Genomic DNA, 24357 nt, shown 5'->3' on the forward strand with positions numbered 1-24357 from the left:
ATATCAACCTGTTATAAAAGCCATATAAGGTTAGAACCTATTTGTCGCACACTGCCCTTTCCCCTACCGGGAAAATGGGTATACCCTAGCAGTGAAACCCCCAGATAAAGGTGCACGGAAACCAATTTGGAAACTCATACTCTCGCTCACAGTATCACTCTTGAGCCCAACGACGCCCGCCGCCTGGCCAACCTCTGTGGCCAATTCGATCAACACCTGCGCCAGATTGAACAGCGATTGGATATCGAAATCCGCAATCGCGGCAATCAATTTGCCTTTTACGGAGAGCCCAAGTCCGCCCGCGCTGCCGGCGAGCTGCTGAGTTTCCTGTACAAGGAGACGGGGACGAGAGATCAGCTGACGCCGGACGAGATCCACCTGGCGCTGCAGCAGGCCGGGGTCGAGGAGCTGTTGAACAGGAATGACGAGAGCGAGGGCGCGGAGGCGGAACAGGTGGTACTGATCCGCACCAAGAAGTGCTCCGTGCGCCCCCGCGGCCTGAACCAGCGCAAGTATGTGCGCGCCGTGCAGACCAACGACATCAATTTCGGCGTAGGTCCGGCCGGTACCGGCAAGACCTATCTGGCGGTGGCCTGCGCCGTGGAGGCCCTGTTGAAAGACCAGGTCGAGCGCATCCTGCTGGTGCGCCCGGCGGTGGAGGCGGGTGAAAAGCTCGGCTTCCTGCCCGGCGACCTGAGCCAGAAGGTGGACCCCTACCTGCGGCCGCTGTACGACGCCCTCTACGAAATGCTCGGCTTCGAGACGGTCGGCAAGCTGATCGAGCGTAATGTCATCGAGGTGGCGCCGCTCGCCTATATGCGCGGCCGCACCCTGAACAACGCTTTCGTAATCCTCGATGAGAGCCAGAACACCACCCGCGAGCAGATGAAGATGTTCCTGACCCGCATCGGTTTCGGCTCCACCGCGGTGATCACCGGCGACCCCAGTCAGATCGACCTGCCCCGCGGCCAGGCCTCCGGCCTGCGCCACGCCATCGAGGTGCTGCGCAATGTCAATGGCATCAGCTTCACCCACTTCGGCGCCAAAGACGTGGTGCGCCACCCGCTGGTTCAGCGCATCGTCGAAGCCTACGATATCCACGAGGCAGAGCGCGAGGCGATGACAGCCAAACCTGACGAAGACGCGGCCTGAGGCTGTCGCGCGAAAATCATGATCGATTTACACGTCGACGTGCAGCGGGCCAGCCGCTGCACCGATCTCCCCTCCGACGACAGCATCCAGACCTGGGTCGCGGCCGCCCTTTCGGGCCGCCGCGAGGCAGCGGAACTGGTGGTACGCATCGTCGACGAGGAGGAGAGTCGCCAGCTCAACAGCCAGTATCGCGGCAAGGACAAACCCACCAATGTCCTGTCCTTCCCTGCCGAACTACCTGAGGACCTGGATCTTCCTATACTCGGGGATCTTGTGATCTGTGCCCCGGTTGTCGCGCAGGAAGCGGAACAACAGCGCAAAGCGCCCTCCGCGCACTGGGCACATATGGTGGTCCATGGCACACTGCACCTCCTGGGTTACGACCATATCGATGACACCGACGCCGAGGTGATGGAAAAGCTGGAGACAGGCCTGTTGGCGGGCCTCGGCTTCGCGGACCCCTATACCCCCGCAGAAGATGTAAAGGAATAACAGCGCGCTTGTACCATTCATAGAATCAGTACAGTCGCGAATCGCTACAGACTAGAGTACAGACGAGAGAAAACCGGAGCATGGCCACTTCCATGACCACAGACGAACCCCCAAGTAGCCAATCCAGCAAGTCCCGATCGGGTGAAAAAAACTGGCTCGAAAAGCTGTTCGGTGCTTTTTCTGCCGAACCCAAATCCCGCGACGAACTGCTGGATATCATCAAGGATGCCGCGGATAACCAACTGGTGGACGCGGAGGCCCTGTCTATCATCGAGGGCGCGCTGGACGTCTCCAGCCAGCAGGTGCGCGAGATCATGATCCCCCGCTCGCAGATGGTAGTGGTCAGCCTGCAGGACAAGCCGGAGGAATTCCTGCCCAAAATTATCGAGTCCGGCCACTCCCGTTTCCCGGTCATCGGCGAGAGCATCGACGATATCCGCGGTATCCTGCTGGCCAAGGACCTGCTGTCACTGGTTCTGAAGGGCCTGGAGGAGTTCCAGCTCGAAGATATCATCCGCCCGGCCAATATCATTCCCGAAAGCAAGCGCCTCAATATCCTGCTGCGGGAATTCCGCGAGAATCGCTATCACATGGCCGTCGTGATCGATGAGTACGGCGGCGTTTCCGGCGTGGTGACCATTGAAGATATCCTCGAGGAAATCGTCGGCGAGATCGAGGACGAGACCGACGAGGAAGAAGAGGACAGCTATATCCGCAAGGTGGGTGACAACGACTTTATCGTCAAGGCGCTCACCCCCATCGAGGATTTCAACGAGTATTTTGACTGCGAACTCAGCGACGAGGAGTTCGATACCATCGGTGGTTTGATCATGCAGTCCTTCGGGCATTTGCCGGGACGTGACGAAATCACCCGCCTGGGCGACTTTATGTTCCGGGTACTCTATGCGGACAACCGGCAGATTCACCTGCTGCGGGTCAGCCGCATGGAAAAGCCACCAGCGGAAGACGCCTGACGATATCTCACTGAACTCCGGAGGAATTATCCGGACTAAGTGGCGCGGGCGATAAAATCGGGTTCATTGCGCGCCCCTCATCGGCAGGGGCGACCGCGAGACCTCGATATACGGATCCGCGGCTCGCCTCGCAAAAAACTCCCCCGATAGCAGAGCCGCCCAACTGCAAAATGAATGCGACGAAGCCAATAATGCGCAGACTACTCTATTCCCTCGCCAGCGCCATTGCCGGCGGCTTGATGACTCTCTCTTTCGCCCCCTACGATTTCTGGATAGCCGGTCTGGTCTCCCTGTCCGCGCTGGCCTGGCTCTATCTGCGCGTATCCGATGGACAATTGCTGCGCGGCCGCAGCGCACTGTGGCTCGCATTCTGTTATGGCCTGGGTCTCTTCGGCAGCGGCGGTTCCTGGGTCTATGTCTCCATCACCGAATTCGGCAACTCCTCGGTGCCTCTGGGGCTGGCCCTGACCGGGGGGTTCGTCGCCATAATGGCGCTGCTGCTGGCCCTGCCGTTCTACCTGCTCGGGCGCTTTACCGACCACAAGATCAGCTTCGCGCTCGCCTTTTCCGCGCTCTGGTTTATCAGCGAATGGCTGCGCAGCTGGATATTCACCGGTTTCCCGTGGCTGTTTGCCGGCTACGGCCATATCGAGACCTGGCTCTCCGGCTGGGCGCCTGTGCTCAGCGTGTACGGCATAGGGCTACTGCTGGCCTTCACCGCGGCGGTCATCGCGCTCGCCGCAGCGCGGCGCCTGATGCCAATCAGGCAGGGCACACACCTGGCCCTGATCGGAGCGGCGCTGCTGCCCTGGCCACTGGGTGCCCTGCTGGCACAGGTGGATTGGACCCAGCCCGAAGGCGAGGAGATTACCGTCGGCCTGGTGCAGGCCAATATTCCTCAAGATAAGAAGTGGCTGCCGGAATTCCGCGGTGAAACCATCAGCCGCTACCAGGACGGCACCCGGGCGCTAAGCGAGAAAGGTGTCGACGTCATCATCTGGCCCGAAGCGGCACTGCCGCTGCTCTACAGCCAGGCGCCGAACCTGATGCAAGCCCTGCAGCGCAATGCCGAGCAGACACAAATAGACCTGATCAGTGGCGTACTCTACGACCGCGAAGACAACGGCGCCGAGCATCGCCGCGTGATACACAACTCCGCCGCCGTGTTCGGCCGCAGCCCCAGTGTCTACCACAAACGCCACCTGGTGCCCTTCGGCGAATACGTGCCGCTGGAGGAGTGGATTCGCGGCACCATCGAATTCTTCGACCTGCCGACTTCCTTCATTCGCTCTGGTCCGCAAGATCAGCAGCCCCTGAACGCCGGCGGTGTCACCTGGGCGCCGTTGATCTGTTACGAGATTGTCTACCCGCGCATGGTTGCCGACACCGCGCTGTCGGCGCAGGTACTGCTGACGATCAGCAACGACGCCTGGTTCGGGGATTCCATCGGCCCGCTACAGCATATGCAAATGGCACAGATGCGCGCACTGGAAACCGGCCGCTACCTGGTGCGCGGCACCAACACCGGTGTCACGGCCATTGTCGACCCGAACGGCCGCATTCTGGAGCAACTACCGCAATTTGAGCGCGCCAATATGATCGGCGAGATCCGCCCCATGCGCGGCCGCACGCCGTTTATGCTGGCGGGCATTTCACTGGTGTTTGCGCTGGCACTGCCAATGCTCGCCGTCGCGACACTGCTGCGGCGCAAGCGCAAAGCGCAACGGGATATCGCCGTCGGCCAGGCCACTGACTGAAATCCCGTCCCGCTAGAGGCTGCGCCCCGGGTCTGACGGCGCCATAACGCCACGAGCACATTCACCGCGCCTATTTATATGACCTATTCGTATAAGGGCGCGGCAAATCACCACCATTCAGATAGATATCGCCTACACTCGGCTGTATTTGTGCCAGAGGCCGGCTTGCGACCTCTGGCTGCTACTATTTGTGCCGAATGCGCGAACGGAATCGCGCTCGGCGGAAAAACGGATACAACGACAAGAGCACGGCAAGGATGCCCACCCTATGCATTGTTTAATCAGCGGCGGCACCGGCTTGATCGGCCGACTGTTCTGCCAGCAATGGCTCGCCCGCGGCGATACGCTGACCGTATTGAGCCGGCGGCCCGAGCAGGTGCGCAGGCTGTGCGGTGAAAAGGCGCAAGCCTGCCGCGAACCCCAGGAAGTGGACACACAGGTCGATGTGGTAGTGAATCTGGCGGGGGAACCGATTACCCACCGCTGGACGGAGAACCGCCGCGAGGAGATTCGCAGCTCGCGCCTGCAAATGACCGAGAAACTGGTGCGCTGGTCCCTGTCCCAGGCCCCGCGGCCGCGCTATTTCCTGTCCGGCTCTGCCGTCGGCTTTTACGGCGACCGCGGCGGCGACCTGCTGCGCGAGAGCAGCCCCCCTGGAGGCGGATTCGCCGCGCAACTATGTCGCGATTGGGAGGCCGCCACCCTGCCGCTGCAACAGGCAGGTATCTGTGTCGGCATCATGCGCACCGCCATTGTCCTCTCTACCCGCGGCGGTGCCCTGGCGCAAATGCTGCCGGCATTCCGCCTGGGCCTCGGTGGCCCCATGAGTTCCGGCGAACAGTGGATGAGCTGGATTCACGAGGACGATATCGTCGGCCTGATGCTACACGCCATCGACAAGCACCTGTGCCTGCCATTCAACGCCTGCGCCCCCGAAGCGGTGACCAACAACAGCTTCGCCCGGCTGCTGGCCAAGGAACTGCACCGCCCGGCGTTATTGCGTACGCCGGCGTGGCTGCTGAAATTGATGTTCGGGGATATGGCGGAGGAGCTGCTGCTGGCCAGCCAGAGGATGGAGCCGCGCACGGCGCTGGACAGCGGCTACAGCTTCCAGTTTCCGACGCTGGAACAGGCCCTTGCGGACCTGCTGCAGGGTAACGGCCACGCCAGGAAGGCGCGGGTCTAGGGCGGATCTGCCCCTGGGGGAAAGGGGCGGACCGGGGATTGTGCCGCCAGTAGAGTAGGATGGGCAAAGCGCAGCGTGCCCATCACAGCGTCAGATGGGGGGCACTTCGCTACGCTCCATTGCCCATCCGACGCGGCCCATCTTACGCGGCCTCGACGCTGCGGCTCAGCGCCTGCGCCAGATAGCGGCGCCCCGAATCGCTGGCCACCAGCTCCGCCTTGCATTCCATCGGCGCCGAGCCGACCCACTGCGCGTGCCAGCGATACCACTGCTGTTCTTCACCTTCGCTGCGCAGCTCGACGAAGTCCACTTCAGCCGGATTGATGCGAAACTCCCGCACAATCTGCCCGGCAAAAGTCTCGAAATTCTTGCTCACCTGAGCGGCACCTTCACCGCCGGCACAAAGGAACACCAGTTCGCGGTCATCCTGCACCACACGGTTGAAACCGATCCACACGGCGCGATTTAGGCGATTGTGCAATTGAATAGGGGAAAATGATGCGGGAATACCCTTCATCTTAGTGATACCTCTTTTATTGTTATGGTTGCTATCCACTGCCACAGCTCCATTTGACAATAATCGTACGGGTTCGCTGCAGGGGCCCGCCATCTTATGCCCGGCGTGCCCAGCAGACAAGGTTCGATGGTGACCCGAAGTCCTTTGGCCGCCACCCGCCCAAAAGGTTCCTCAACAGGACCTGACTGGCGGCAGTGGCATCCAGCGATACCACTGACGCGCCAGTATTTCGCGCCAATACACCTGGGTGCGCAACAGCGCCGCAGCGCTCGGCATCCAGCGTAGCAGACCGCTCTGGGCACGGGGCAACAATTCGGCAGAACTGCCTACCGATAGCGGCCGCACCTGCAAGCCTGCGCGGGCGAAAACTTCCGCCGCCCTCCGCATATGCCACCAGTGGGTCACCAGCACCACGCTCTCGACACCGGAATCGTGCAATACGGCCGCCGTATTGACCGCGTTCTCAGCGGTTGTACGGCTGCAATTCTCGCGCCAGGTCACCGGGCGCTGGAAAACCTCCTGCATCAGGTTGGCCATCAGGTCCGCCTCGGATGCCTGTTCCTGCTCATAGACACGCCCGCCGGAGACCAGCACCGGCAACTGTGCCGGCGCCCGCTGCGCACCCCACAACACCCGCTCCAGGCTGGTGGCTGACAGGCGTTCACTGCCGGAGCCCTCTTCGCGGTAGCGGCCACCGCCGAGCACTACCACTACCTGCGGCACCGTATCGGGCGCAGCAGGGGTGCCGCCCAGTCGCTCGCCCAGCCAATAGGAAAAGGCCGGTGTCGCGCAAATCCACAAGACGGAGAACGAGAGCATAGCCAGCGGCAATGACAGTTTTGCGAACGGTGAGCTCGCGGGGAAAAACCACAGAATCAGCGCCAGCAAAATCCCCAGCAGCGGCGCGAGCGGAGGCATAACCAGCGAAGCCAAAATGGCATGCACCTCCATCAGCGTTCCAGGCCGCCCTCAATCTGCCGGAAACAGCCGTATCCGCAGCGATGGCAGGGGGTAATCTGGCTGTTTTCCGGTGGCGTCACGCGGTAGCCGCAGCCCAGACACTGCAGCTCCTCGCCGTGCCCCACCCTCTCCCCGGCCAGAGCCCAGGGCCTGCCCTGCTTGATACAGCGCATCAGGTTCGGCCAGGCGGTCTCGGTGGGATCGGCGGCGTCCAGCAGCCAGCTGCCGCCGCGCTCTTCCAGTGTCTGCAACTCGCCGCCGAGTCCCCGCAGGTAGTCGGCTGCCCGATGCATGTCATCCTTTAGCCAGGCGCGCAGGAAGGCAATCTTGGTGGCGGTCAGGTCCTCCACCGCCAGCTCCCCCTCGACCAGGTCTTCCAGATCCCGGCGCAACTCTTCCGCCAGATCGTCCTCCGGCGGCAACTTCGGTTCCTTCGTCACGGCATCCCTCCTATAATTCCGCGTTTGCGCATCCTAGCCGATGCGGCCGGGACGAACATTGATCGCGATCAACCTCAGCTGAACGCGGTCGGTAGACGCCCCGACAACACGCTGAATGGTTTCCCCGCAAATTTTTGATCACAGAGTATAGGTCCCGAATCGATGGAAGAGCAGTACAACCCCTCCGCAGTCGAAGCGTCCGCCCAGCAGTACTGGGACGAGCAAAAAAGCTTTGAGGTGACCGAGGACGCCAGCAAGGAAAAATTCTACTGCCTGTCCATGTTTCCCTACCCCAGCGGCAAGCTGCATATGGGGCATGTGCGCAACTACACCATCACCGATGTGATCTCCCGCTACCAGCGTATGCAGGGCAAGAACGTGCTGCACCCGATGGGCTGGGACGCCTTCGGTCTGCCGGCTGAGAATGCCGCCATCCAGAACAAGACGGCACCGGCCAAGTGGACCTACGCCAATATCGACTACATGAAAGGCCAGCTGAAAGCGCTGGGCTTCGGCTTCGACTGGTCCCGCGAACTGGCCACCTGCCAGCCGACCTACTACCGCTGGGAACAGTGGTTCTTCACCCGCCTGTATGAGAAAGGCCTGGTCTACAAGAAGAATTCGGCGGTGAACTGGTGCCCCCACGACCAGACGGTCCTGGCCAATGAGCAGGTTGAGGACGGCTGCTGCTGGCGCTGCGGCACCACCGTGGAGCGCCGCGAACTGGCGCAGTGGTTTATCAAGATCACCGATTACGCCGAAGAGCTGCTCAACGACCTCGACAAACTGCCCCTCTGGCCGGAGCAGGTGCGCACCATGCAGCGCAACTGGATCGGCAAGAGCAAGGGCGTGGAACTCTCCTTCGCGCTGCCCCGAACCATTGCCGGCGTGGACCATTTCGACGTCTACACCACCCGCCCGGATACGCTGCTGGGTGTGACCTATGTCTCGCTGGCCGCCGAGCACCCCATTGCCCTCGAGCTGGCGGAGAGCAACCCGGAACTGAAAGCGTTCATCGCCGAGTGCAAGAAGCAGTCCCTGTCCGAGGCCGATATGGCCACTATGGAGAAAAAGGGCATGGACACCGGCCTGGTGGCCATCCACCCGATCACCGGCGAGGAAGTGCCGGTGTGGATCGCCAATTACGTGCTGATGGATTACGGCTCCGGCGCGGTCATGGCGGTACCGGCCCACGACCAGCGCGACTGGGAGTTCGCGCGCAAGTACGGCCTGCCAGTCAAGCAGGTGGTGGCGCCGGCCCATGGCGAAACCATCGACCTGGACCAAGAGGCGTTCACTGAAAAAGGCACACTGGTGAACTCCGGCGGCTTCGACGGCCTCGAATTCCAGGCCGCCTTCGACGCCATCGCCGATGCGCTGTCCGCCGCCGGCAAGGGCCGCGTGACCACCAACTACCGACTGCGCGACTGGGGCGTATCCCGCCAGCGCTACTGGGGCGCACCGATTCCGATGTTCAACCTGCCCGACGGCGGTGAAATCCCGGTGCCGGCCGACAAGCTGCCGATCCTGCTGCCGGAAGACGTGGAGCTGGACGGCGTCCAGTCGCCGATCAAGGCCGACGCCGAGTGGCGCAAGGACGACCTGAACGGCGAGCCGGTGGAGCGCGAGACCGATACCTTCGACACCTTTATGGAGTCCAGCTGGTACTACGCCCGCTACACCTGCCCCGATTTCGAGCAGGGCATGCTGGATCCGGACCGCGCCAACTACTGGCTGCCGGTAGACCAGTATGTCGGCGGCATCGAGCACGCCATCCTGCACCTGCTGTACGCGCGCTTTTTCCACAAACTGATGCGCGACGAGGGCCTGGTGGAAAGCGATGAGCCCTTCAAGCAGCTGCTGTGCCAGGGCATGGTGCTGGCGGAATCTTTCTACAAGGAACAAGGCGGCCACAAGACCTGGATCAATCCCGCCGACGTCGATGTCGAGCGCGATGACAAGGGCAAGCCGATCCGCGCAGTCGAGCGCAGCAGCGGCGAGGAAGTGATCACCGGCGGCGTGGTGAAGATGTCCAAGTCCAAGAACAATGGTATCGATCCCCACGCCGCGGTGGAGCAGTATGGCGCGGACACCGTGCGCCTGTTCACCATGTTCGCCGCACCGCCGGAGCAGACCCTGGAGTGGCACGATGCCGGTGTCGAGGGCGCCAGCCGCTTCCTGCGCAAGCTGTGGAAGACCGTACACGGCCATATCGCCGCAGGCGACGGCGGTATGGAGTTTGACGCCGGTGCCCTGAGCGACCAGCAACAGCAGCTGCGGCGCAAGACCCACGAGACTATCCAGAAGGTCGGCGACGACTACGGCCGCCGGCAGACCTTCAACACCGCCATCGCCGCGGTGATGGAGCTGCTGAACGAAGTCAATAAACTGGCCGAGCGCGACGGCGCACAGGGCCTGGCGGTGGAGCGCGAAGCGCTGCAGGCCGCAGTACTGCTGCTGGCCCCGGTCACCCCGCATATCTGTCACCTGCTGTGGCAGGTACTGGGTAACGAGTCTCCGCTGGTGGACACCGAATGGCCGCTGGTGGACGAGAATGCCCTGCTGCGCTCCAGCATCACCCTGGTGGTGCAGGTGAACGGCAAGGTGCGCGCAAAGCTGGAAGCCCCGGCGGAGGCCGACAAGGAAACCCTGGAGAAGATGGCGTTGTCCAACGACAACGTTCAGAAATTTATCGGCGATGCCACTGTGCGGAAAGTCATCGTGGTGCCCGGCAAACTGGTCAATATCGTAGCCAAGTAATGCCGTGGAGTCGCCGAAGTATTGCAACCTTCGGGGGGATCAGGCAGTGAAGAATCTCATGGCAATTTCCGTGGCGGCCCTGCTGGCCGCCACACAAGTACAGGCAGCCCAACTGGACAAGCAGTTGACCGGAAAATGGCAGAGCCTGTGCAAAAAGGCCTCGGGAAGCTATCTGCAGATCACCAGTTTTTTCTCGACTGACGGCTACTACTCGGCCAAGTCGGTGTTCTACTCCGACGCCGCCTGCCGGGCATCCACGGGAATGGAGATCGTCTCCAACGGCAAATACCGGCTCGGCCGGTCACTTACCGCCGTAGGGGGCGAGTCCGCCCAGGAAATAGATATCGATGTTCACGAGCTGATCGGCGGTGGCCTGCAGCTCCCGGGCAGCGGCCAAAAAATTGCACAGGTCATCGCCATCATCGACGGCAAGCTGGTCTTCGGCGATGCGCCGGGACTGCAAGCCGTAACCAGTGGCGAGCGACCGCAAAAACTCAATCACAAATTCTATTCGCGAAAACAATGAAAAAAATATTCAGTAGACTCCTGATCTGTTTTGCCAGCGCCGCCCTGCTGAGCGGTTGCGGCTGGCACCTGCGCGGTGCGCCGAAAAACTTCCCGCCGGGCAGCCAGCTGTATATTTCCGCGGAAGACCCGCGCAGCGATATCGCCGAAGAACTGACGCGCCTGCTGCAGAACGCCGGCCTGCCGATGGCGGAATCGCCACTGGAAGCAGATTACGACCTGACCATTCACAAGGAAACCGAGCGCAAGCGCACCGTGTCGGTAGATGCCCAGGGGCGTGCCGCCGAGTACGAGCTGATTACCAGTGCCCTTTACAGCGTGCGCGACAGCAGCGGCAGAACCCTGCTGAACAATGCCCAGGCCGACGTCTACCGCTCCCTCGAGTGGAATTCCAACGAGATTGTCAGTAAAGGCGAGGAAGAGCGCCTGCTGCGCGAAGAAATGCGCCGCGAACTGATCAGCCGCATCATCGACCGCCTGCGCCGCATCGACGTCAACGCCCCGGCGGAAGAAAAGAGTTACTAGGAAGCCCCCGCTCTTATGCGCATCAATCCCCGCCAGTTACAGCAAAACCTGAACAAGGGCCTGGCCCCCATTTACGTGGTATCGGGTGACGAGCCGCTACTGGTGCAGGAGTGCTGTGACAGTATTCGCACCGCGGCCCGCAACAGCGGCTTCAGCGAACGCGAACTGCTACATGCGGAGCACAACTTCGACTGGGGCCAGCTGATTGCCTCGGCCGGCAGCATGTCGCTGTTTGCCGAGAAAAAAGTGATTGAAGTGCGCTTGCCGGGCGGCAAGCCCGGCGACAAGGGCAGCAAAGCGCTGCAGGAGTTCGCAGCGCTTGCCAGTGATGATCTACTGCTGTTACTGGTGCTGCCCAAGCTGGACAGATCCCAGCTGAACAGCAAGTGGATCAAAGCGCTGGAGCAGCAAGGTGTACTGATCCAGATTTGGCCGGTGGATGCCCAGGAAATGCCGCGCTGGATTCACCAGCGACTGCGCGCCGCCGGGCTCGATGCGGAACCGGAGGCGATCCAGATTCTCGCCGAACGGGTCGAGGGCAACCTGCTCGCCGCCAGCCAGGAAATCGAAAAACTCAAACTGCTGAGCCAGGACAACCTGATCACGGCCGCAACGATGAGCGATGCCGTGGCCAGTTCGGCCCGTTACGACGTCTTCGGCCTGATCGACCGCGCCCTGGCCGGCGATGCCGAAAGTGCCGTAAAAACGCTGCACGGTCTGCGCGCCGAAGGTATCGAGGCCCCTGTGGTGCTCTGGGCGCTGGCGCGGGAAATCCGCAGCCTGCTGGAGATCGGCGAGAAGCTCGATCAGGGCCAGCCGCTGGCGCGCCTGGTACGAATCCAGAAGCGCCAGCCGTTGATCCAGGCGGCGCTGGCGCGTCTGCGCCCCCGGGCACTGGAAAGCCTGCTGCTGCGCGCCCGCGCGGTGGACACCGCGATCAAGGGCGGCAGGGACCAGGATCCCTGGACAGGCTTGCTGGAACTCACCCTGAACCTGTGCGGCAGGCGCAGTATCTGATGACGCCACCGCGGCGAGTGATCATCGCCGCGCTAAGCCAATCTCCCGGCACGAAAACAATCAAACGACCACTGCTTTTGGAAGGAAATACATTTTGCTTTGCCTCCGGCGACGGCTAAATTGAAGCCTATAGGCCGGCCGCCCATCTCAGGCTGGCGCGCAATATAACCAAGCCCCGAGCGAGGAATGCGATGAGCGAAGCCGAATCCCCCTCTGCACTAGCCACCACCCACCAAGTTCTGAACCAGGCACCGCCGCTCACCGGCCACAACCTCTATGCCGGCGACACCGCACTGCGCGAGGCCGTGCAACACAATGGCGGCCACTGGGCTGAAGACGACCTGCAGCGCTACGGTGAAGTCTGCGGTCGCCCGGAGATGATCGAGCGCGGCTACAACGCCAACGAGTTCAAACCGATTTTCGAGAGCCACGACCGCGTCGGTAACCGTATCGATCTGGTGCGCTATCACCCGTCCTACCACCAGCTGATGCAGCTGGCCCTGTCCGAAGGGCTGCACAGCGCACCCTGGACCGATCCCGGTCCCGGCGCCCATGTGGCACGCGCGGCCAAATACTATCTGCACAGCCAGCTGGAAGCCGGGCACGGCTGCCCGGTCACCATGACGTTTGCGTCGGTGCCGTCCATCCGCCTGAATCCGCAGCTCGCCGAGGTTTGGCTGCCGAAGATAACCGCACGCGGCTACGACTCGAGCAATCGGCCATTTACGGAAAAATCCGCGCTGACGATCGGTATGGGCATGACCGAAAAACAGGGCGGTTCCGACGTGCGCGCCAACACCAGCACCGCAATACCGCTCGGCGACGGCACCTATGAAATTGTCGGGCACAAGTGGTTCATGTCCGCACCGATGTGCGATGCCTTCCTGATGCTCGCCCAAGTCGAGAAGGGAAAGACGCCCGGGGGCCTCTCCTGTTTCCTGGTGCCGCGCTGGCGGCCAGATGGCACAAAAAATCCATTGCAGGTGCAGCGCCTCAAGAACAAGGCCGGCAACGTATCCAACGCTTCTTCAGAAGTGGAAATGCGCGGTGCCCTCGGCTGGCTGATCGGCGACGAGGGGCGCGGAGTCAACGCCATCATCGAGATGGTCGCCACCACCCGCTTCGACTGCATGATCGGCTCCTCCTCCGGTCAGCGCCAGGCCGTGCTGCAGGCGATCTACCACACATCCCAGCGCAGCACCTTCGGCAAGACACTGATCGACCAGCCGCTGATGCAGAATGTGCTCGCCGATCTGCAGCTGGAATTGGAAGGGTCTATCGCAATGACGATGCGCATTGCCCGCGCCCTGGATCACCTCGACCGCGAACACGAGCAGATGTTGATGCGCCTCGGTACAGCTGTGGGCAAATACTGGATCTGCAAACGCACGCCCCATCACGCCTATGAGGCGATGGAGTGTCTCGGCGGCAACGGCATCATCGAGAACTTCATCACCGCGCGCCTGTATCGCGATGCACCGATCAACGCGATCTGGGAAGGCTCCGGTAATATCCAGGCTCTGGACGTGCTGCGCGCCATCGCCAAGACGCCGGCCATAATCACCCACTGGTTCGACGAGCTGGAAAAGAGCAAAGGCACCGACCTGCGCTACGACCGCGCCCTGGTTCGCCTCAAAAACGAATTTTCGAATAGGGATGAAATCGAATACCGCGCCCGCCACCTGGTCGATCAGATGGCACTTACCATGCAGGCACACCTGCTGGTCCAGGGCGGTAACAGTGCGGTGGCCGAGGCCTTTATTGCGTCGCGCCTGAATAGCGCCGGTGCGCACAACACCGGCTGCCTGCCCACCGGACTCGACGTTGCAACCCTGATCGAGCGCGGCAATCCACTCGCTATATAACGGCTGACGGAGTTGCCGCGGGCGATTCGAATGGCCGGCTCGGGACAAGCCAAAAGGCCCCGGTGTCGACCGGGGCCTTGCAAGTATCGCCAGTTTTTGCGCTTGCCTTTCCAGTAGACGAAAGCCCTACCAAGGCAGCGGTGTCCCATCCCAGAACAACAGCTGACCACTGTCTTCGGATTTGAGCCCCCGCAAAACGTCGACGATACGTTCGGCACTGAGCTGCGGGCTGTAGAGTTTGTCGACGGGGATATTTTCCTGGAAGGGTTGGGACAGATCGGTGTCGGTGGTGCCCGGATGAATCGCCACCACGCAGCAACTTTCGAGGCGCCGGCCCCACTCGATGGCCAGATTCCGGATCAGCATGTTCAGCGCCGCCTTGCTGATGCGATAGCTGTACCAGCCGCCCAGGTGATTGTCGCCGATACTGCCCACCTTGGCCGACAGCGATGCCCACAACAGCGGCTGTCGACGCTGCAGAAGTTTCCCCAGCGCCTGGGCCAAATGCAGATGCGTGAGCAGATTGACGCGCATGGACTGGAGCAGCCAGTCGTCAGCGCACTGGTCGAGGGATTTTTCCGGGCCGCGCTCGCGATCGTGCAAAAGGCCGCAGCAGTTGATGACCCAGTCCGGCAGGCTTGCCGAGTCGGACAGGAACTTCTCCACTTCTCCGATCGACGCAGCGTCACCCAACTGAACGGACAAGTGCCGCTGGTCGCCGCGGTGTCCTGGAAAAGGCTCCGCCTCACCGCGGCTCAGGGTTAGCAGTGATACCTGCGGATAGCGCTTTACCAGCTCGCCGCCGATGGCCCGCGCGAGGCCACCGGATGCACCGGCAAGCAGTACCGTCTCGGGTCGATCGAACATGCCGGCCTCCATGCCGGACAGCAACTTGCCGCCTTTAGCGGCCGGATTTTTTCTCCGCAGCTTTCTTCGGCGATGATTTCGGCTCGTGTTCCTTTACCACCCGCAGTAACGGTTCGTCGGAGCGGAATATCAGACCGTGGATCTCGGTCGCGTTCTGCCCCTGCAATAGCTGCTGCAGGTATTGCACTATCTGCGCAGAGATCTCCTGGCCCGGTACCAGCACCGGGATACCCGGTGGATAGGGCACTATCTCATCCGCGCTGGTGCGGCCAACCAGATTTCGCGTCGCTTCGACGCCGTTGTCCATCAGCGGCAGTTCTTCAGTTTCGGCAAAGTAGGCATCCGCCGGCAGGCAGTTGAAGTGGGTGAATTCCGGCAATTTTCTGGCTGAAACCACGTGGCTGCGCTTGCGCGCACTGCGCGCCAATTGCTTGAGCGCATGAATCAGGCGCAGCAGTTTGCTCTCGGTGCTGCCCAGGGTCACCAGTACCGTCACGGTGTTATAGGTGGTCTTTTCCACCTGGATACCGTACTGGTCGAACAGTTTGATCTGCATTTCCTTGCCGGAGTAGCCGCTCTCGGAAATATCGATCGTGACCTTGGTCGGATCCAGGCGGATATTGTCATTGGCGAGCGGTTCGGCGATCAGGTCATCGCGAGTCAGCGCGCGGAAAACTCCGGTCTCGTTCACCGCCCGGCGCAGCGTCTCCACCATCTGCAGGCACTGGTTGAGGCGGCCGTAGCCCTCCATCGCCATCTGCTTACGCGCCACATCCAGGCTCGCAATCATCGCGTACTGCGGACTGGTGGAGGCGTGCATATTCAGGTTTTCGCGGAAACGATGATCGTCGAAATCCGGATCCTGCACGTGAATCATGCTGGCCTGGGAGAAGGCCGACAGCATCTTGTGGGTACTCTGGGTGACGTAGTCGGCACCGCACTCGAGCGCCGTCGGGCGCAGTTCCGGATGGAAGTAGCCGTGGGCGTACCAGGCCTCGTCCACCAGAACTTTGACACCGCGCTCGTGGGCGTAGTCGATAATCGGCTTCAGGTCGTAGCGCAGGCCGTCGTAGGTGCAGGAGGTGATCACCAGCAGGCGCGCGTCACCGTGCTCATCGAGGGCCTGCTCAATGTCGGAACGCTTGACCGGGCCGTATATACCGAACTCCGGGTGCAACACCGATTTCAGGTATACCGGCTCGCAGCGGTTCATCACGATCGCGTGGTGCACCGACTTGTGGCAGGCCTGGTCGACGATGATCTTGCCACCGCCGCCGAGAATCTGCTGGATCACCACCTTGTTGGCGGTGGAGGTGCCGTTGGTCAGGAAAAAGGTGTGGCGCGCGCCGAAAGCCTGCGCAGCCAGGTCCTGGGCTTCCTGGATGACCGAGTGCGGTTCCAGCAGGCTGTCGAGCACCTGCACCGAAACCGACAGGTCGGTATTGAATACGTGCTCGCCCATAAAGCGGTAGAAGTCACCGACCCAGGGGCTGTTGCGCAGACTGTCGCCGCCGGAGTGTCCCGGGGTGTGCCAGGCGTCGCGCGCGGAAAATACGTATTCCTTCAGGGTATCGGCAAAGGGGGTGGAGGCCCGGCGGGCGATAAATGCCTGTACCAGGCGGAACATATGGTTGAAGTTGCCCTCGCGGCGGTCGAACAGTTCGTCGAAACGCTGGCGCAGGTTGGCGAGGGACTGCGCACTGGGGGCCGCGGTCTGGGGCGCACTACCGGCACCGGCCATGGAGCCGTGCGCCACCAAAAATATGTTGAGCTGCGAACGCAGGTCGTGCACCCGTTCGGCCAGCTCATCCGCCGCTTCCAGGCCCTGGGGGTCGCAACCGCCGTCGACGATCAGCGCCTGCAGGGTGTCCTCTTCCTGCACCAGGCGCTCCACGCCGGCCGGGGTCACAGCCTCGAAGCGCAGGCCAAAAGGATTTTCGTGCTGTGCGGCGGTGGCATTCAGAGCATTGACCCAGTCGCCCGCCAGCTGGCGATCGGCACTGATCAGGGCCACGCGGCACTCCAGTGGCTGTGCGCTCTCAGTCAGGTTGCCCAGATCAGGCATCTTCAGTTCCAAACCCATAGTCTTATCCATCAGCATAGCCCGAATTTTCCCGCGGGCTGCCGTCTCGTCCTGTTAACTTTTTGATTTTATTTGGTTTTTCGATCACCAGAGGCAACCGCAATGGCCGCGGAGGGCAGTGACTCACTGGCCAAGGGGGCAAATACTAAAGGAGGACAACGGGGAATTCCGCGAAGTCGTTGGATTTAGCGTTAATTGCCAAAAGGTGACAGGCAAACCAGATCTGCTGCCATTGAAATGGTCAAACTTAGAACTTTGCGCTGCGCACTCGGCCGTCGAATTCCAGGCAGTCCCGCACCCGCTGCAGCTGTACCGGCGACAGTGATTCCAGCGGGAAAAAACCGAACTCAGAATGCTCGCCGGATAGCCTGATTTCGCTTGAATCGACAAAGTGAGCGCAGAAGATAAAAACGTGGGAACTGTAAACGCGGTGGTAATAGACACCGCTGAGGTAGTCGACGCACACGTCCCGCCCCAGCTCCTCGCGGCACTCGCGCAACAGCGCCTCATGGATGGTCTCGCCGGGATCCAGTGCGCCCCCGGGTAATCCCCAGTTGTGATCGGCGTAGGTGGCGCGCAACAGCAACACCTCGCCTAGCTCATTGGTGATCACCGCATGAGCGCTGAGGCGGTAGGTGTCTTCGAATCCCATGCTTATAAGCCCCGAGCCAGTTCAAAGCCGAAACCCAGCGTCTGTACCGACTCATCGTAGTCGATCAGGCTCTCGCCGTAGCCATTGAAATACTTTACATAGCCGCGCACGCGACTGCCGATCGGAAAGCTCCAGCGCAATTCCACCGCGCCGCGGTTGTCGGAGCGCAGATTGTTGCGCAGCATGATCCCGTATTGATGTCCTCCACAGCGATAGGCACCGGTCAATTCAAAGTGCCCCAGGTAAGCCTCGATATCCGGGTTGTCATCCTTCTCGCGCTTCTCGGGGATTCGGTACCAGGGTTTGAACGAAATAAAGTAGCGGTCGTCCTTCTCGAACAGCAGGTTGGTGTAGATCCGGTTCCAGCTGCGGGAAAGGGGTTCGCTGCGGCCGTTTGACTGGTGGTTGATCGCCACCTGGTTGGCAACATTCTGCCAACCGAACAGGCTCCAGTCATTCAACCAGGTCATGATCAATTCCGGCTCGTGATTGGTTTCCCGGAATGGCGCCGAAATTTCCGAGTTGTAGGCCTGCCAGAAACTGCGGTTGGTATAGGCGACACTCATAAAGGAGGCCTGCCCGAGAAATCCGCGCCAAACCGGCACCTGGACCGACAACTGGAACTGCACTTCGACCTTGTCCAGTTTGTCCAGGGTTTCACCGGCAAACTCGACACCCTCGAGCCCGGCCTTGTTTGGCGACGGGTTGTAGACGGCGGGCAGCAGATAGTTCACCTTGTGGGATGCGAGGGTGAATGGATTACTGGCGGCTTCACGGATGGCAAGGGCAGCCTGCGAAGTGCCAACGACCGGGACTTCCTCGACAGGAGACTGTCCCCTGGGCTCAGGCAGCGTATCTACAGGCTGCATCCCCTCGGGCGGGCGCGCTTCCCGCTGCATCGGCGGACCATAGACCTGCTGCGCGCAGAAGCGCCGCATCTCATCCAGGGTGGTGCTGGCAGGCGCCCCCACCAGCTGTTCGCGCAGGCAGTTTTCCTCCTGCTCCTCCGGGCTGATCGCGGTAGCTTCTTCCAGCGCCTTCTGTACGGATTCAGTGGCTTCCTGCAGCGCGTCTTGCGATACAGCCTCCGCAGCCCCGACATCTACCGCGAGCAAAGCGGCGATGCCGAGCCCCCCAAACAACTTAAATAGCGGCAAAACTGGATCTCCGTGGCATAGCTCTGAGCAAACCAGAATTATTCCACGGTCTAGAATCCCTCTGCCACCTCTATGCCAATCCCCAGCGATTCCTGCAGCCGATCGTAGTGCATCAGACCTTCGCCGTAGCCATTAAAATACCGCACAAATCCGCGCAACCGCTGCCCCACGGGAAAGCTCCACCGCAACTCAACGGCACCGCGGTTGTCTGAACGAAGGTTGTTACGCAATATCATCGAGGTGCCAAAGCGATCGCCGCGAAACCCACCACTCAGCTCGAAATTCCCCATGTAAAACTCGATATCCGGGTTGTCGTCCCCAACTTTATCTTCCGGAATACGGTACCAGGGCTTGAAGGCGAGGAAATAACTCTCTCGCTCGAAAATGAAATTGGTATAGATGCGATTCCAACCCCGCGACATCTCACCATCGCTTCCATTGGATTGATGACTGAAAGCTAACTGGGTGGCGACGCTGTCGAATCCGAAAAGCTGCCAGTCCGTGAGCCAGGTGAAAATCAGTTCCGGCTCGTGAATACTCTCGCGGAAAGGCGCGGAAGGAGTATAAGCCTGCCAAAAGCTACGATTGGTATAGGCTGCGCTGATAACCGACGAAGGTCCCAGCAAGCCGCGCCAGACAGGTACCTGCACCGAAAGCTGGAATTCCATTTCAAGTGATTGGGCGTCAATGCTTTCGGCATTACCGACATCCAATTCCTCATTAGTATTGTTATAAGCGGCGGGAAGCACATAACTGGCTTTATGCGAAACCAAGGAGAAGCGATTACTGGCCGCGTCATGGACGGCCTGCATGTTATCTCTCAGGCTCGAAGATTGGCGACTTGACCCGCTGGGGCGGCGCGTAACCGCGGGATACTGCTCGGACGCTTCCGGCGTGGCTATGCCCACTGGCGCCGGTTCAGGTAACGGTGTCTCTCGCTGTTGTGCAGTGACATATTTGGCGCCGCTGTATAGCTCCCGACTGCCCTGTTCGGCCAGGGCCACCGCTTTCAGCAGCGACTCCTGACCAAAAGACATTACCGGGAAGCAAAGCAACGACACCAACCACATCAAACTTCCCTGTTGACGGGTGGTGATCACGGTGGTGGCTCCTTGCCATTAACCCCGCAAGTTTAGACAGAAGACTGCCGGCTCACCGCAAGCTGCTCACCGGCGCCGGGGCTTTCAACGGATCGAACGCTGTCCTGCCCAGCAGCTTCAGATGTTGATACCAAGCAACTGCGGCGACCACTCCAGGTCCCGCAACCTCACCTGCCACAGGCGACCAGTGCTGGAAGGCCAGTCGTATCCGACCAGCAGACCACGGCTATTCACATAGCAGTGCGCGTCCCGCTCGGCCTCGTCGCCCTGGTAGATATACGCGCTGATGTCCGGGCCCAGCTCCTGAGTCCGCGGGATCGCGATATCACCGACCATGGGCCTGGCGCTGCGGTGACTGACACGCGGCGCCAGTAGCTTGCCCCGCTGGGACGGATCGACGATATCCGGCGTGACCACCTCCAGGCCGTCGGTGAACTGCTCGAGCTTCAGTAACAGAGGCCCCATGAAAATCCGCATCAGCGGAAACAGCAGACGGCCGCGACCGGCTACCGTCGCTTGCTGTGGACCGTTGGGACCAGTCCAGTCAACCTCTATCAAGTCGCCCAGTTTCGGGGCTTCGCCGTCGGCGCTGCGCAGGCGGTAGTGTGCATTGACCTCGTCCACCTCATCGCGCCAGCAAACCCGACACTCGCTGACCAGCCCCTCGCGCAGCCGCGCGCGCACCTCCATGCCAAAGCCCTGCTCGCCGACCAGGCGTTGGCTGACCAGGGTACGCACGCCCTCGTCATCTTCACCCAGTTGCCAGCTGTCCTGAACCGGCATCTCGCGGCCGTCACAGCTGTAGTGATAGCGCCCCTGTGCCAGTGTTGAAATCAATCGCATTGCAGACCATCCTCCCTGTCCACCGCACGCACCAATTTGATGCATTTATTGGTGCGTGACACCGAACTCATGTCTGCAGAAAGTATTGCACATGGGGGCAATATTGCGCCGCGATTGACGCCCGGATTCTCCCCAATAAAACGAGTATCTACCCGGCAAAAATTACAGGTAACGCTGCCAGAAATGGGCCTGTCCCATCTCCTCATCCAGCGTGTAAGGTTTGAACCCGGCCCTGCGATACGCGATTTGCGCGGGCAGGTTTTTCTCCAGTACTTCCATCGTCAGTTTGCAGCAGCCGCGGCTCCGGGCCTCATCCGCAACCAGGTCCAGCATTGCGCCACAGACACCGCCACCGCGCGCATTTTCGCTGACGATCACATCGTGAATATTCACCAGCGGCGCGCAGACAAAGGTCGAAAAGCCCATAAAGCAATTGACCAGCCCGAGCGCTTGATCGCCGCGATATGCGAGCACGCTGAAGGCGCCGGGAAATTCTGCCAATTTTCCCACCAGCTGCTCGCGACAATATGCGGACAGCGGCTCGCCGCCACCGAACGGATCGCGCGCGTATTCATCCATCAGCTCGAGAATATCCTGCGCATGTTTTTCATTGCGGTAATCCGCGATCAGGGTACTTACCTGCGTGGCAGCATCGAACATAATTCCATCCAATTATTTCTTCTGAGTTCTGACTGTGAGAGCGCCGTCAGAACAGGGCTCAATCGGGTCGGTTTTCCAGGCCGGGAGAGACTGAGTCTTCAGCCTCTTCAGTGTTCGCAAAGCGGCGCAGGTAATTGCGCAGGCGCGTGCGCTGCGCGAGAAGCCAGCGAACGCGGATGCGATGGCGGCAGAGCGGACTGGCGCGATAGGAGATGCGTCGGCGCCTGCCGGGCGCGCGGGTTCTTCTTCTGCCCATAGTTTCCACACTCCAGGTTAAAGGCGCAGACTAACAGATAGCGGTGCCGGAGTTCACGGCCAATCCTATTGGCCAGCGCGGACAAAGCCGTTATCCTCGCAGGCTAATGGACAATCAGTCACACTAGGAAAGCCCCTTGCGCCCGCTCAAGCATCTAATTGAAAAAAACCGTCACTGGTCACTCGCCACCCGCGAGCAGAAGCCCGACTTCTTTATCAAGCTGTCCGAACAGCAGTCACCTGAATACCTGTGGATCGGCTGCGCCGACAGCCGCGTTCCCGCCAACGAAATCGTCGGCCTGCTGCCCGGCGAGCTGTTCGTACACCGCAATGTGGCCAATGTCGTGGTACACACGGATCTCAACTGCCTGTCGGTACTGCAATACGCCGTCGAGATTCTCAAGGTCAAGCACATCATCGTCTGCGGCCACTACGGTTGCGGTGGCGTTCAGGCGGCACTGCAGAATCAACAGCTGGGGCTGATCGACAACTGGCTGCGCCATATTCAGGATGTACGCGACAAGCACCACACGCTGATCGATCTGTTCCAGCAGCAGGAACGCACCGACTTACTGTGCGAACTGAACGTGCTGGAGCAGGTTATCCACGTGTGTCAGACCACTATCGTGCGCGACGCCTGGCGCTCCGGGCAGAAGCTGTCGGTCAATGGCTGGGTCTACGGGCTCAAGGATGGCCTGGTGCACGACCTGGGGATCTCCATCACCCACCCGGGAGAGATCGCAGAGGTCTATCACAGTGCGCTGACCACTATCGCCCAGCGCGACACCGAGTAGCGACTTTCGCGAATATTTTCCTTAATATTCCCCGTCCAAATTCAATAGGCCCGGCTCTGCCGGGCTTTCTATATCTGTCCGGGGGAATCAATGGCCGAATACCGCGTTTGGGAATGTCAGATCTGTGGCTGGATTTACGATGAAGCCAAGGGCTGGCCCGAAGACGGTATAGCCCCGGGCACCCGCTGGGAGGACATCCCCGACGACTGGTGCTGCCCCGAGTGCGGCGCGGCCAAGCAGGATTTCGAGATGCTGGCGGTGACTCCGCAGCGCCAGCCGCAGGAGACCGCGCCCCTATCCGCGGCCACATCGACCGGATCTGAGCCGGCGTTGCCCGAAACCGCGGGCACCAAGAGCGGCTACCGCATCTGGGAGTGCATGGTGTGCGGCTGGGTCTACGACGAGTCCCAGGGCTGGCCGGAAGACGGTATTGCCCCCGGCACCCGCTGGGAGGATATTCCGGAAGACTGGTGCTGCCCCCAGTGCGGCGTGGGTAAGGACGAGTTCGATATGGTGCTGGTGGCCGAGGCGGTGGCAGAACCGGCGCCTGCGACAGCGAGCGAGCGCGGCCCGCAGGCCGAAAAAGAGCCTCTAGTCATCATCGGCACCGGCCTCGCCGGCTACAACCTGGCGCGCGAGTTCCGCAAACTCGATCAGTCCACCCCCCTGCTGCTGATTACCGGCGACGATGGCACGGCCTACTCCAAGCCACTGCTATCGGCGTCCCTGGCGCACGGCAAGACACCGCAGCAGCTGGCCAGCGCGTCCGCCGAGGAAATGGCGCGGGAGCTGAATGCGGAAATCCTGGTACACACGTTCGTTACCGGCATCGATGCCGCAGCGAAAACCCTGGCGCTGGCAGCGGAAAACGGCAGCCACAGCGCCGAATTGCGCTACGGCAAGCTGGTGCTGGCCACCGGTGCAGGCTGTCGGGCGCTGCCGGCCATCGACGGCGACGGCCTCGCGCGCCTGTTCCGCGTCAACAGCCTCGGCGACTACCACCGTTTCCGCACCGCCCTGGTGGGGCGCAAGCGTGTGCTGCTGCTGGGCGCCGGCCTGATCGGCAGCGAATTCGCCAACGACCTGATTCAGGCCGGATTCGCCGTCGATATGGTGGACCCTCTGGACTGGCCGCTGGCCACCCTGCTGCCGGAGGCCGCCGGCCGCGACATCCAGCGCACCCTCGAGTCTCATGGCGTCCGCTTCCACGGCAATACCCGGGTCGCCCGGCTGGATCGCTGCGGCGGAGGTATCCGCGCGCAGCTGGACAGCGGCGAACATATTGAAGCCGATATCGCCCTGGCCGCCCTCGGCCTGCAGGCCAACACCGAGCTCGCCGAGATGGCGGGCCTCGCGGTTAATCGCGGTGTCGTCGTGAACCGCCAGCTACAGAGCAGCAATGCCGACATCTTCGCCCTCGGTGACTGCGCCGAGGTGGACGGCCACCAGCTCTATTTTGTCGCACCGCTGGTGGCCTGCGCCCGCGCCCTGGCCAAAACCCTGAGCGGCGAGCCCACATCGGTCCACTACGGCACCATTCCGGTAGCGGTCAAGACCACCCTGCGCCCGACCACGGTCTGCCCGCCGCGCCGCGGCGCCGAGGGCAGCTGGCATATCGACAGCTCGACGAGCGGCGTACAGGCGGAATTCCGCGACACCGACGGCCGCCTGCTCGGCTTTGCGCTGACCGGTTCGGCCATCGCCGCGCGGGACAAACTGACCACCGAGTGTGTCCCGCTGATGGACGACTAACGACCTGGGCAGCACCCCGAACAC

At 61.3% G+C, this 24357-nt stretch carries 23 protein-coding genes; 12 read left to right on the plus strand and 11 right to left on the minus strand.

The features are described from left to right. Positions 1 to 126 precede the first annotated feature (126 nt). From BUC36_RS05910 to BUC36_RS05930, 5 genes are all read left to right on the plus strand, one after another. Positions 127 to 1152, plus strand: a complete 1026-nt coding sequence (locus BUC36_RS05910) for a PhoH family protein (RefSeq protein WP_073272675.1) — start codon at positions 127 to 129, stop codon at positions 1150 to 1152. Positions 1153 to 1170: 18 nt separating this feature from the next. Further along, positions 1171 to 1644 carry an rRNA maturation RNase YbeY gene (ybeY, locus tag BUC36_RS05915; RefSeq protein ID WP_073272677.1) on the plus strand — a complete coding sequence of 158 codons (474 nt, stop codon included), beginning with the start codon at positions 1171 to 1173 and terminating at the stop codon, positions 1642 to 1644. Between the two features lie 80 nt (positions 1645 to 1724). Continuing rightward, the gene (locus tag BUC36_RS05920; RefSeq protein WP_234994896.1) at positions 1725 to 2618 is read left to right on the plus strand and encodes an HlyC/CorC family transporter; all 894 of its coding nucleotides are present in this window, start codon (positions 1725 to 1727) and stop codon (positions 2616 to 2618) included. A gap of 191 nt (positions 2619 to 2809) precedes the next feature. Further along, positions 2810 to 4375 (plus strand): apolipoprotein N-acyltransferase, encoded by a 1566-nt coding sequence (gene lnt, locus BUC36_RS05925; protein WP_073272679.1) that lies wholly within the window; start codon positions 2810 to 2812, stop codon positions 4373 to 4375. Between the two features lie 268 nt (positions 4376 to 4643). Continuing rightward, positions 4644 to 5561: a TIGR01777 family oxidoreductase gene (locus BUC36_RS05930; RefSeq protein ID WP_073272682.1), complete on the plus strand. Its 918-nt coding sequence runs from the start codon at positions 4644 to 4646 to the stop codon at positions 5559 to 5561. A 142-nt stretch (positions 5562 to 5703) separates the two neighbouring features. Here the strand turns inward: BUC36_RS05930 and BUC36_RS05935 are convergent, their stop codons facing one another. The 3 genes from BUC36_RS05935 to BUC36_RS05945 form a co-directional block, all read right to left on the minus strand. Then, a complete protein-coding gene (locus BUC36_RS05935; protein ID WP_073272684.1) occupies positions 5704 to 6078 on the minus strand; it encodes a hypothetical protein in 375 nt (124 codons plus the stop codon). 171 nt (positions 6079 to 6249) lie between these two features. Continuing rightward, positions 6250 to 6996, minus strand: a complete 747-nt coding sequence (locus BUC36_RS05940) for a YdcF family protein (protein ID WP_234994897.1) — start codon at positions 6994 to 6996, stop codon at positions 6250 to 6252. Positions 6997 to 7028: 32 nt separating this feature from the next. Next, positions 7029 to 7478, minus strand: coding sequence for a zinc ribbon-containing protein (locus tag BUC36_RS05945; RefSeq protein ID WP_073272688.1), 450 nt, complete (start codon positions 7476 to 7478; stop codon positions 7029 to 7031). Between the two features lie 162 nt (positions 7479 to 7640). On the opposite strand from BUC36_RS05945, the gene leuS reads away from it, so the two are divergent. The 5 genes from leuS (at position 7641) to BUC36_RS05970 (ending at position 14170) form a co-directional block, all read left to right on the plus strand. Then, entirely contained in the window at positions 7641 to 10238 is a 2598-nt protein-coding gene (gene leuS, locus BUC36_RS05950) for a leucine--tRNA ligase (protein ID WP_073272690.1), read from the plus strand. 46 nt (positions 10239 to 10284) lie between these two features. Beyond that, positions 10285 to 10764, plus strand: coding sequence for a hypothetical protein (locus BUC36_RS05955; RefSeq protein ID WP_143186889.1), 480 nt, complete (start codon positions 10285 to 10287; stop codon positions 10762 to 10764). After that, a complete protein-coding gene (locus BUC36_RS05960; protein ID WP_073272695.1) occupies positions 10761 to 11288 on the plus strand; it encodes an LPS-assembly lipoprotein LptE in 528 nt (175 codons plus the stop codon). Before BUC36_RS05955 ends, BUC36_RS05960 begins: the two co-directional genes overlap by 4 nt. Positions 11289 to 11303: 15 nt before the next feature. Continuing rightward, a complete protein-coding gene (holA, locus tag BUC36_RS05965) occupies positions 11304 to 12305 on the plus strand; it encodes a DNA polymerase III subunit delta (protein WP_073272697.1) in 1002 nt (333 codons plus the stop codon). 191 nt (positions 12306 to 12496) lie between these two features. Beyond that, positions 12497 to 14170 (plus strand): acyl-CoA dehydrogenase family protein, encoded by a 1674-nt coding sequence (locus tag BUC36_RS05970; RefSeq protein ID WP_073272699.1) that lies wholly within the window; start codon positions 12497 to 12499, stop codon positions 14168 to 14170. A gap of 126 nt (positions 14171 to 14296) precedes the next feature. Here BUC36_RS05970 and BUC36_RS05975 read toward each other — a convergent pair whose 3' ends face one another. From BUC36_RS05975 to BUC36_RS18735, 8 genes are all read right to left on the minus strand, one after another. Next, on the minus strand, positions 14297 to 15037 hold the full coding sequence (locus tag BUC36_RS05975; RefSeq protein WP_073274598.1) for an SDR family NAD(P)-dependent oxidoreductase: 741 nt from the start codon (positions 15035 to 15037) through the stop codon (positions 14297 to 14299). A gap of 34 nt (positions 15038 to 15071) precedes the next feature. After that, positions 15072 to 17120: an aminotransferase class I/II-fold pyridoxal phosphate-dependent enzyme gene (locus tag BUC36_RS05980; protein WP_073274599.1), complete on the minus strand. Its 2049-nt coding sequence runs from the start codon at positions 17118 to 17120 to the stop codon at positions 15072 to 15074. Positions 17121 to 17367: 247 nt separating this feature from the next. Then, entirely contained in the window at positions 17368 to 17772 is a 405-nt protein-coding gene (locus tag BUC36_RS05985; RefSeq protein ID WP_073272701.1) for an NUDIX hydrolase, read from the minus strand. A 2-nt stretch (positions 17773 to 17774) separates the two neighbouring features. Then, positions 17775 to 18929, minus strand: coding sequence for a phospholipase A (locus BUC36_RS05990; RefSeq protein WP_234994898.1), 1155 nt, complete (start codon positions 18927 to 18929; stop codon positions 17775 to 17777). Positions 18930 to 18979: 50 nt separating this feature from the next. Then, the gene (locus BUC36_RS05995) at positions 18980 to 20029 is read right to left on the minus strand and encodes a phospholipase A (protein WP_234994899.1); all 1050 of its coding nucleotides are present in this window, start codon (positions 20027 to 20029) and stop codon (positions 18980 to 18982) included. A 117-nt stretch (positions 20030 to 20146) separates the two neighbouring features. Continuing rightward, a complete protein-coding gene (locus BUC36_RS06000) occupies positions 20147 to 20872 on the minus strand; it encodes a hypothetical protein (protein WP_073272706.1) in 726 nt (241 codons plus the stop codon). Between the two features lie 162 nt (positions 20873 to 21034). Next, complete coding sequence (locus BUC36_RS06005) at positions 21035 to 21532, minus strand: GNAT family N-acetyltransferase (RefSeq protein ID WP_073272708.1); 498 nt, start codon at positions 21530 to 21532, stop codon at positions 21035 to 21037. Between the two features lie 58 nt (positions 21533 to 21590). Continuing rightward, the gene (locus tag BUC36_RS18735; RefSeq protein ID WP_143186890.1) at positions 21591 to 21788 is read right to left on the minus strand and encodes a hypothetical protein; all 198 of its coding nucleotides are present in this window, start codon (positions 21786 to 21788) and stop codon (positions 21591 to 21593) included. A gap of 136 nt (positions 21789 to 21924) precedes the next feature. On the opposite strand from BUC36_RS18735, the gene can reads away from it, so the two are divergent. Beyond that, entirely contained in the window at positions 21925 to 22581 is a 657-nt protein-coding gene (can, locus tag BUC36_RS06010) for a carbonate dehydratase (protein WP_073272710.1), read from the plus strand. Between the two features lie 90 nt (positions 22582 to 22671). Then, positions 22672 to 24333: an FAD-dependent oxidoreductase gene (locus tag BUC36_RS06015; protein WP_073272712.1), complete on the plus strand. Its 1662-nt coding sequence runs from the start codon at positions 22672 to 22674 to the stop codon at positions 24331 to 24333. Positions 24334 to 24357: the final 24 nt, after the last annotated feature.

The organism is Microbulbifer donghaiensis, from assembly GCF_900129095.1.
GTDB lineage: Bacteria > Pseudomonadota > Gammaproteobacteria > Pseudomonadales > Cellvibrionaceae > Microbulbifer > Microbulbifer donghaiensis.

Bases quoted from the DNA above. Each gene is read 5' to 3' on its own strand.
- ybeY (WP_073272677.1), top strand. From the start codon at position 1,171: ATGATCGATTTACACGTCGACGTGCAGCGGGCCAGCCGCTGCACCGAT.
- BUC36_RS05920 (WP_234994896.1), top strand. From the start codon at position 1,725: ATGGCCACTTCCATGACCACAGACGAACCCCCAAGTAGCCAATCCAGC.
- lnt (WP_073272679.1), top strand. From the start codon at position 2,810: ATGCGCAGACTACTCTATTCCCTCGCCAGCGCCATTGCCGGCGGCTTG.
- BUC36_RS05930 (WP_073272682.1), top strand. From the start codon at position 4,644: ATGCATTGTTTAATCAGCGGCGGCACCGGCTTGATCGGCCGACTGTTC.
- BUC36_RS05935 (WP_073272684.1), bottom strand. From the start codon at position 6,078: ATGAAGGGTATTCCCGCATCATTTTCCCCTATTCAATTGCACAATCGC.
- BUC36_RS05940 (WP_234994897.1), bottom strand. From the start codon at position 6,996: ATGCCTCCGCTCGCGCCGCTGCTGGGGATTTTGCTGGCGCTGATTCTG.
- leuS (WP_073272690.1), top strand. From the start codon at position 7,641: ATGGAAGAGCAGTACAACCCCTCCGCAGTCGAAGCGTCCGCCCAGCAG.
- BUC36_RS05960 (WP_073272695.1), top strand. From the start codon at position 10,761: ATGAAAAAAATATTCAGTAGACTCCTGATCTGTTTTGCCAGCGCCGCC.
- holA (WP_073272697.1), top strand. From the start codon at position 11,304: ATGCGCATCAATCCCCGCCAGTTACAGCAAAACCTGAACAAGGGCCTG.
- BUC36_RS05970 (WP_073272699.1), top strand. From the start codon at position 12,497: ATGAGCGAAGCCGAATCCCCCTCTGCACTAGCCACCACCCACCAAGTT.
- BUC36_RS05975 (WP_073274598.1), bottom strand. From the start codon at position 15,037: ATGTTCGATCGACCCGAGACGGTACTGCTTGCCGGTGCATCCGGTGGC.
- BUC36_RS05980 (WP_073274599.1), bottom strand. From the start codon at position 17,120: ATGGGTTTGGAACTGAAGATGCCTGATCTGGGCAACCTGACTGAGAGC.
- BUC36_RS05985 (WP_073272701.1), bottom strand. From the start codon at position 17,772: ATGGGATTCGAAGACACCTACCGCCTCAGCGCTCATGCGGTGATCACC.
- BUC36_RS06000 (WP_073272706.1), bottom strand. From the start codon at position 20,872: ATGCGATTGATTTCAACACTGGCACAGGGGCGCTATCACTACAGCTGT.
- BUC36_RS06005 (WP_073272708.1), bottom strand. From the start codon at position 21,532: ATGTTCGATGCTGCCACGCAGGTAAGTACCCTGATCGCGGATTACCGC.
- BUC36_RS18735 (WP_143186890.1), bottom strand. From the start codon at position 21,788: ATGGGCAGAAGAAGAACCCGCGCGCCCGGCAGGCGCCGACGCATCTCC.
- BUC36_RS06015 (WP_073272712.1), top strand. From the start codon at position 22,672: ATGGCCGAATACCGCGTTTGGGAATGTCAGATCTGTGGCTGGATTTAC.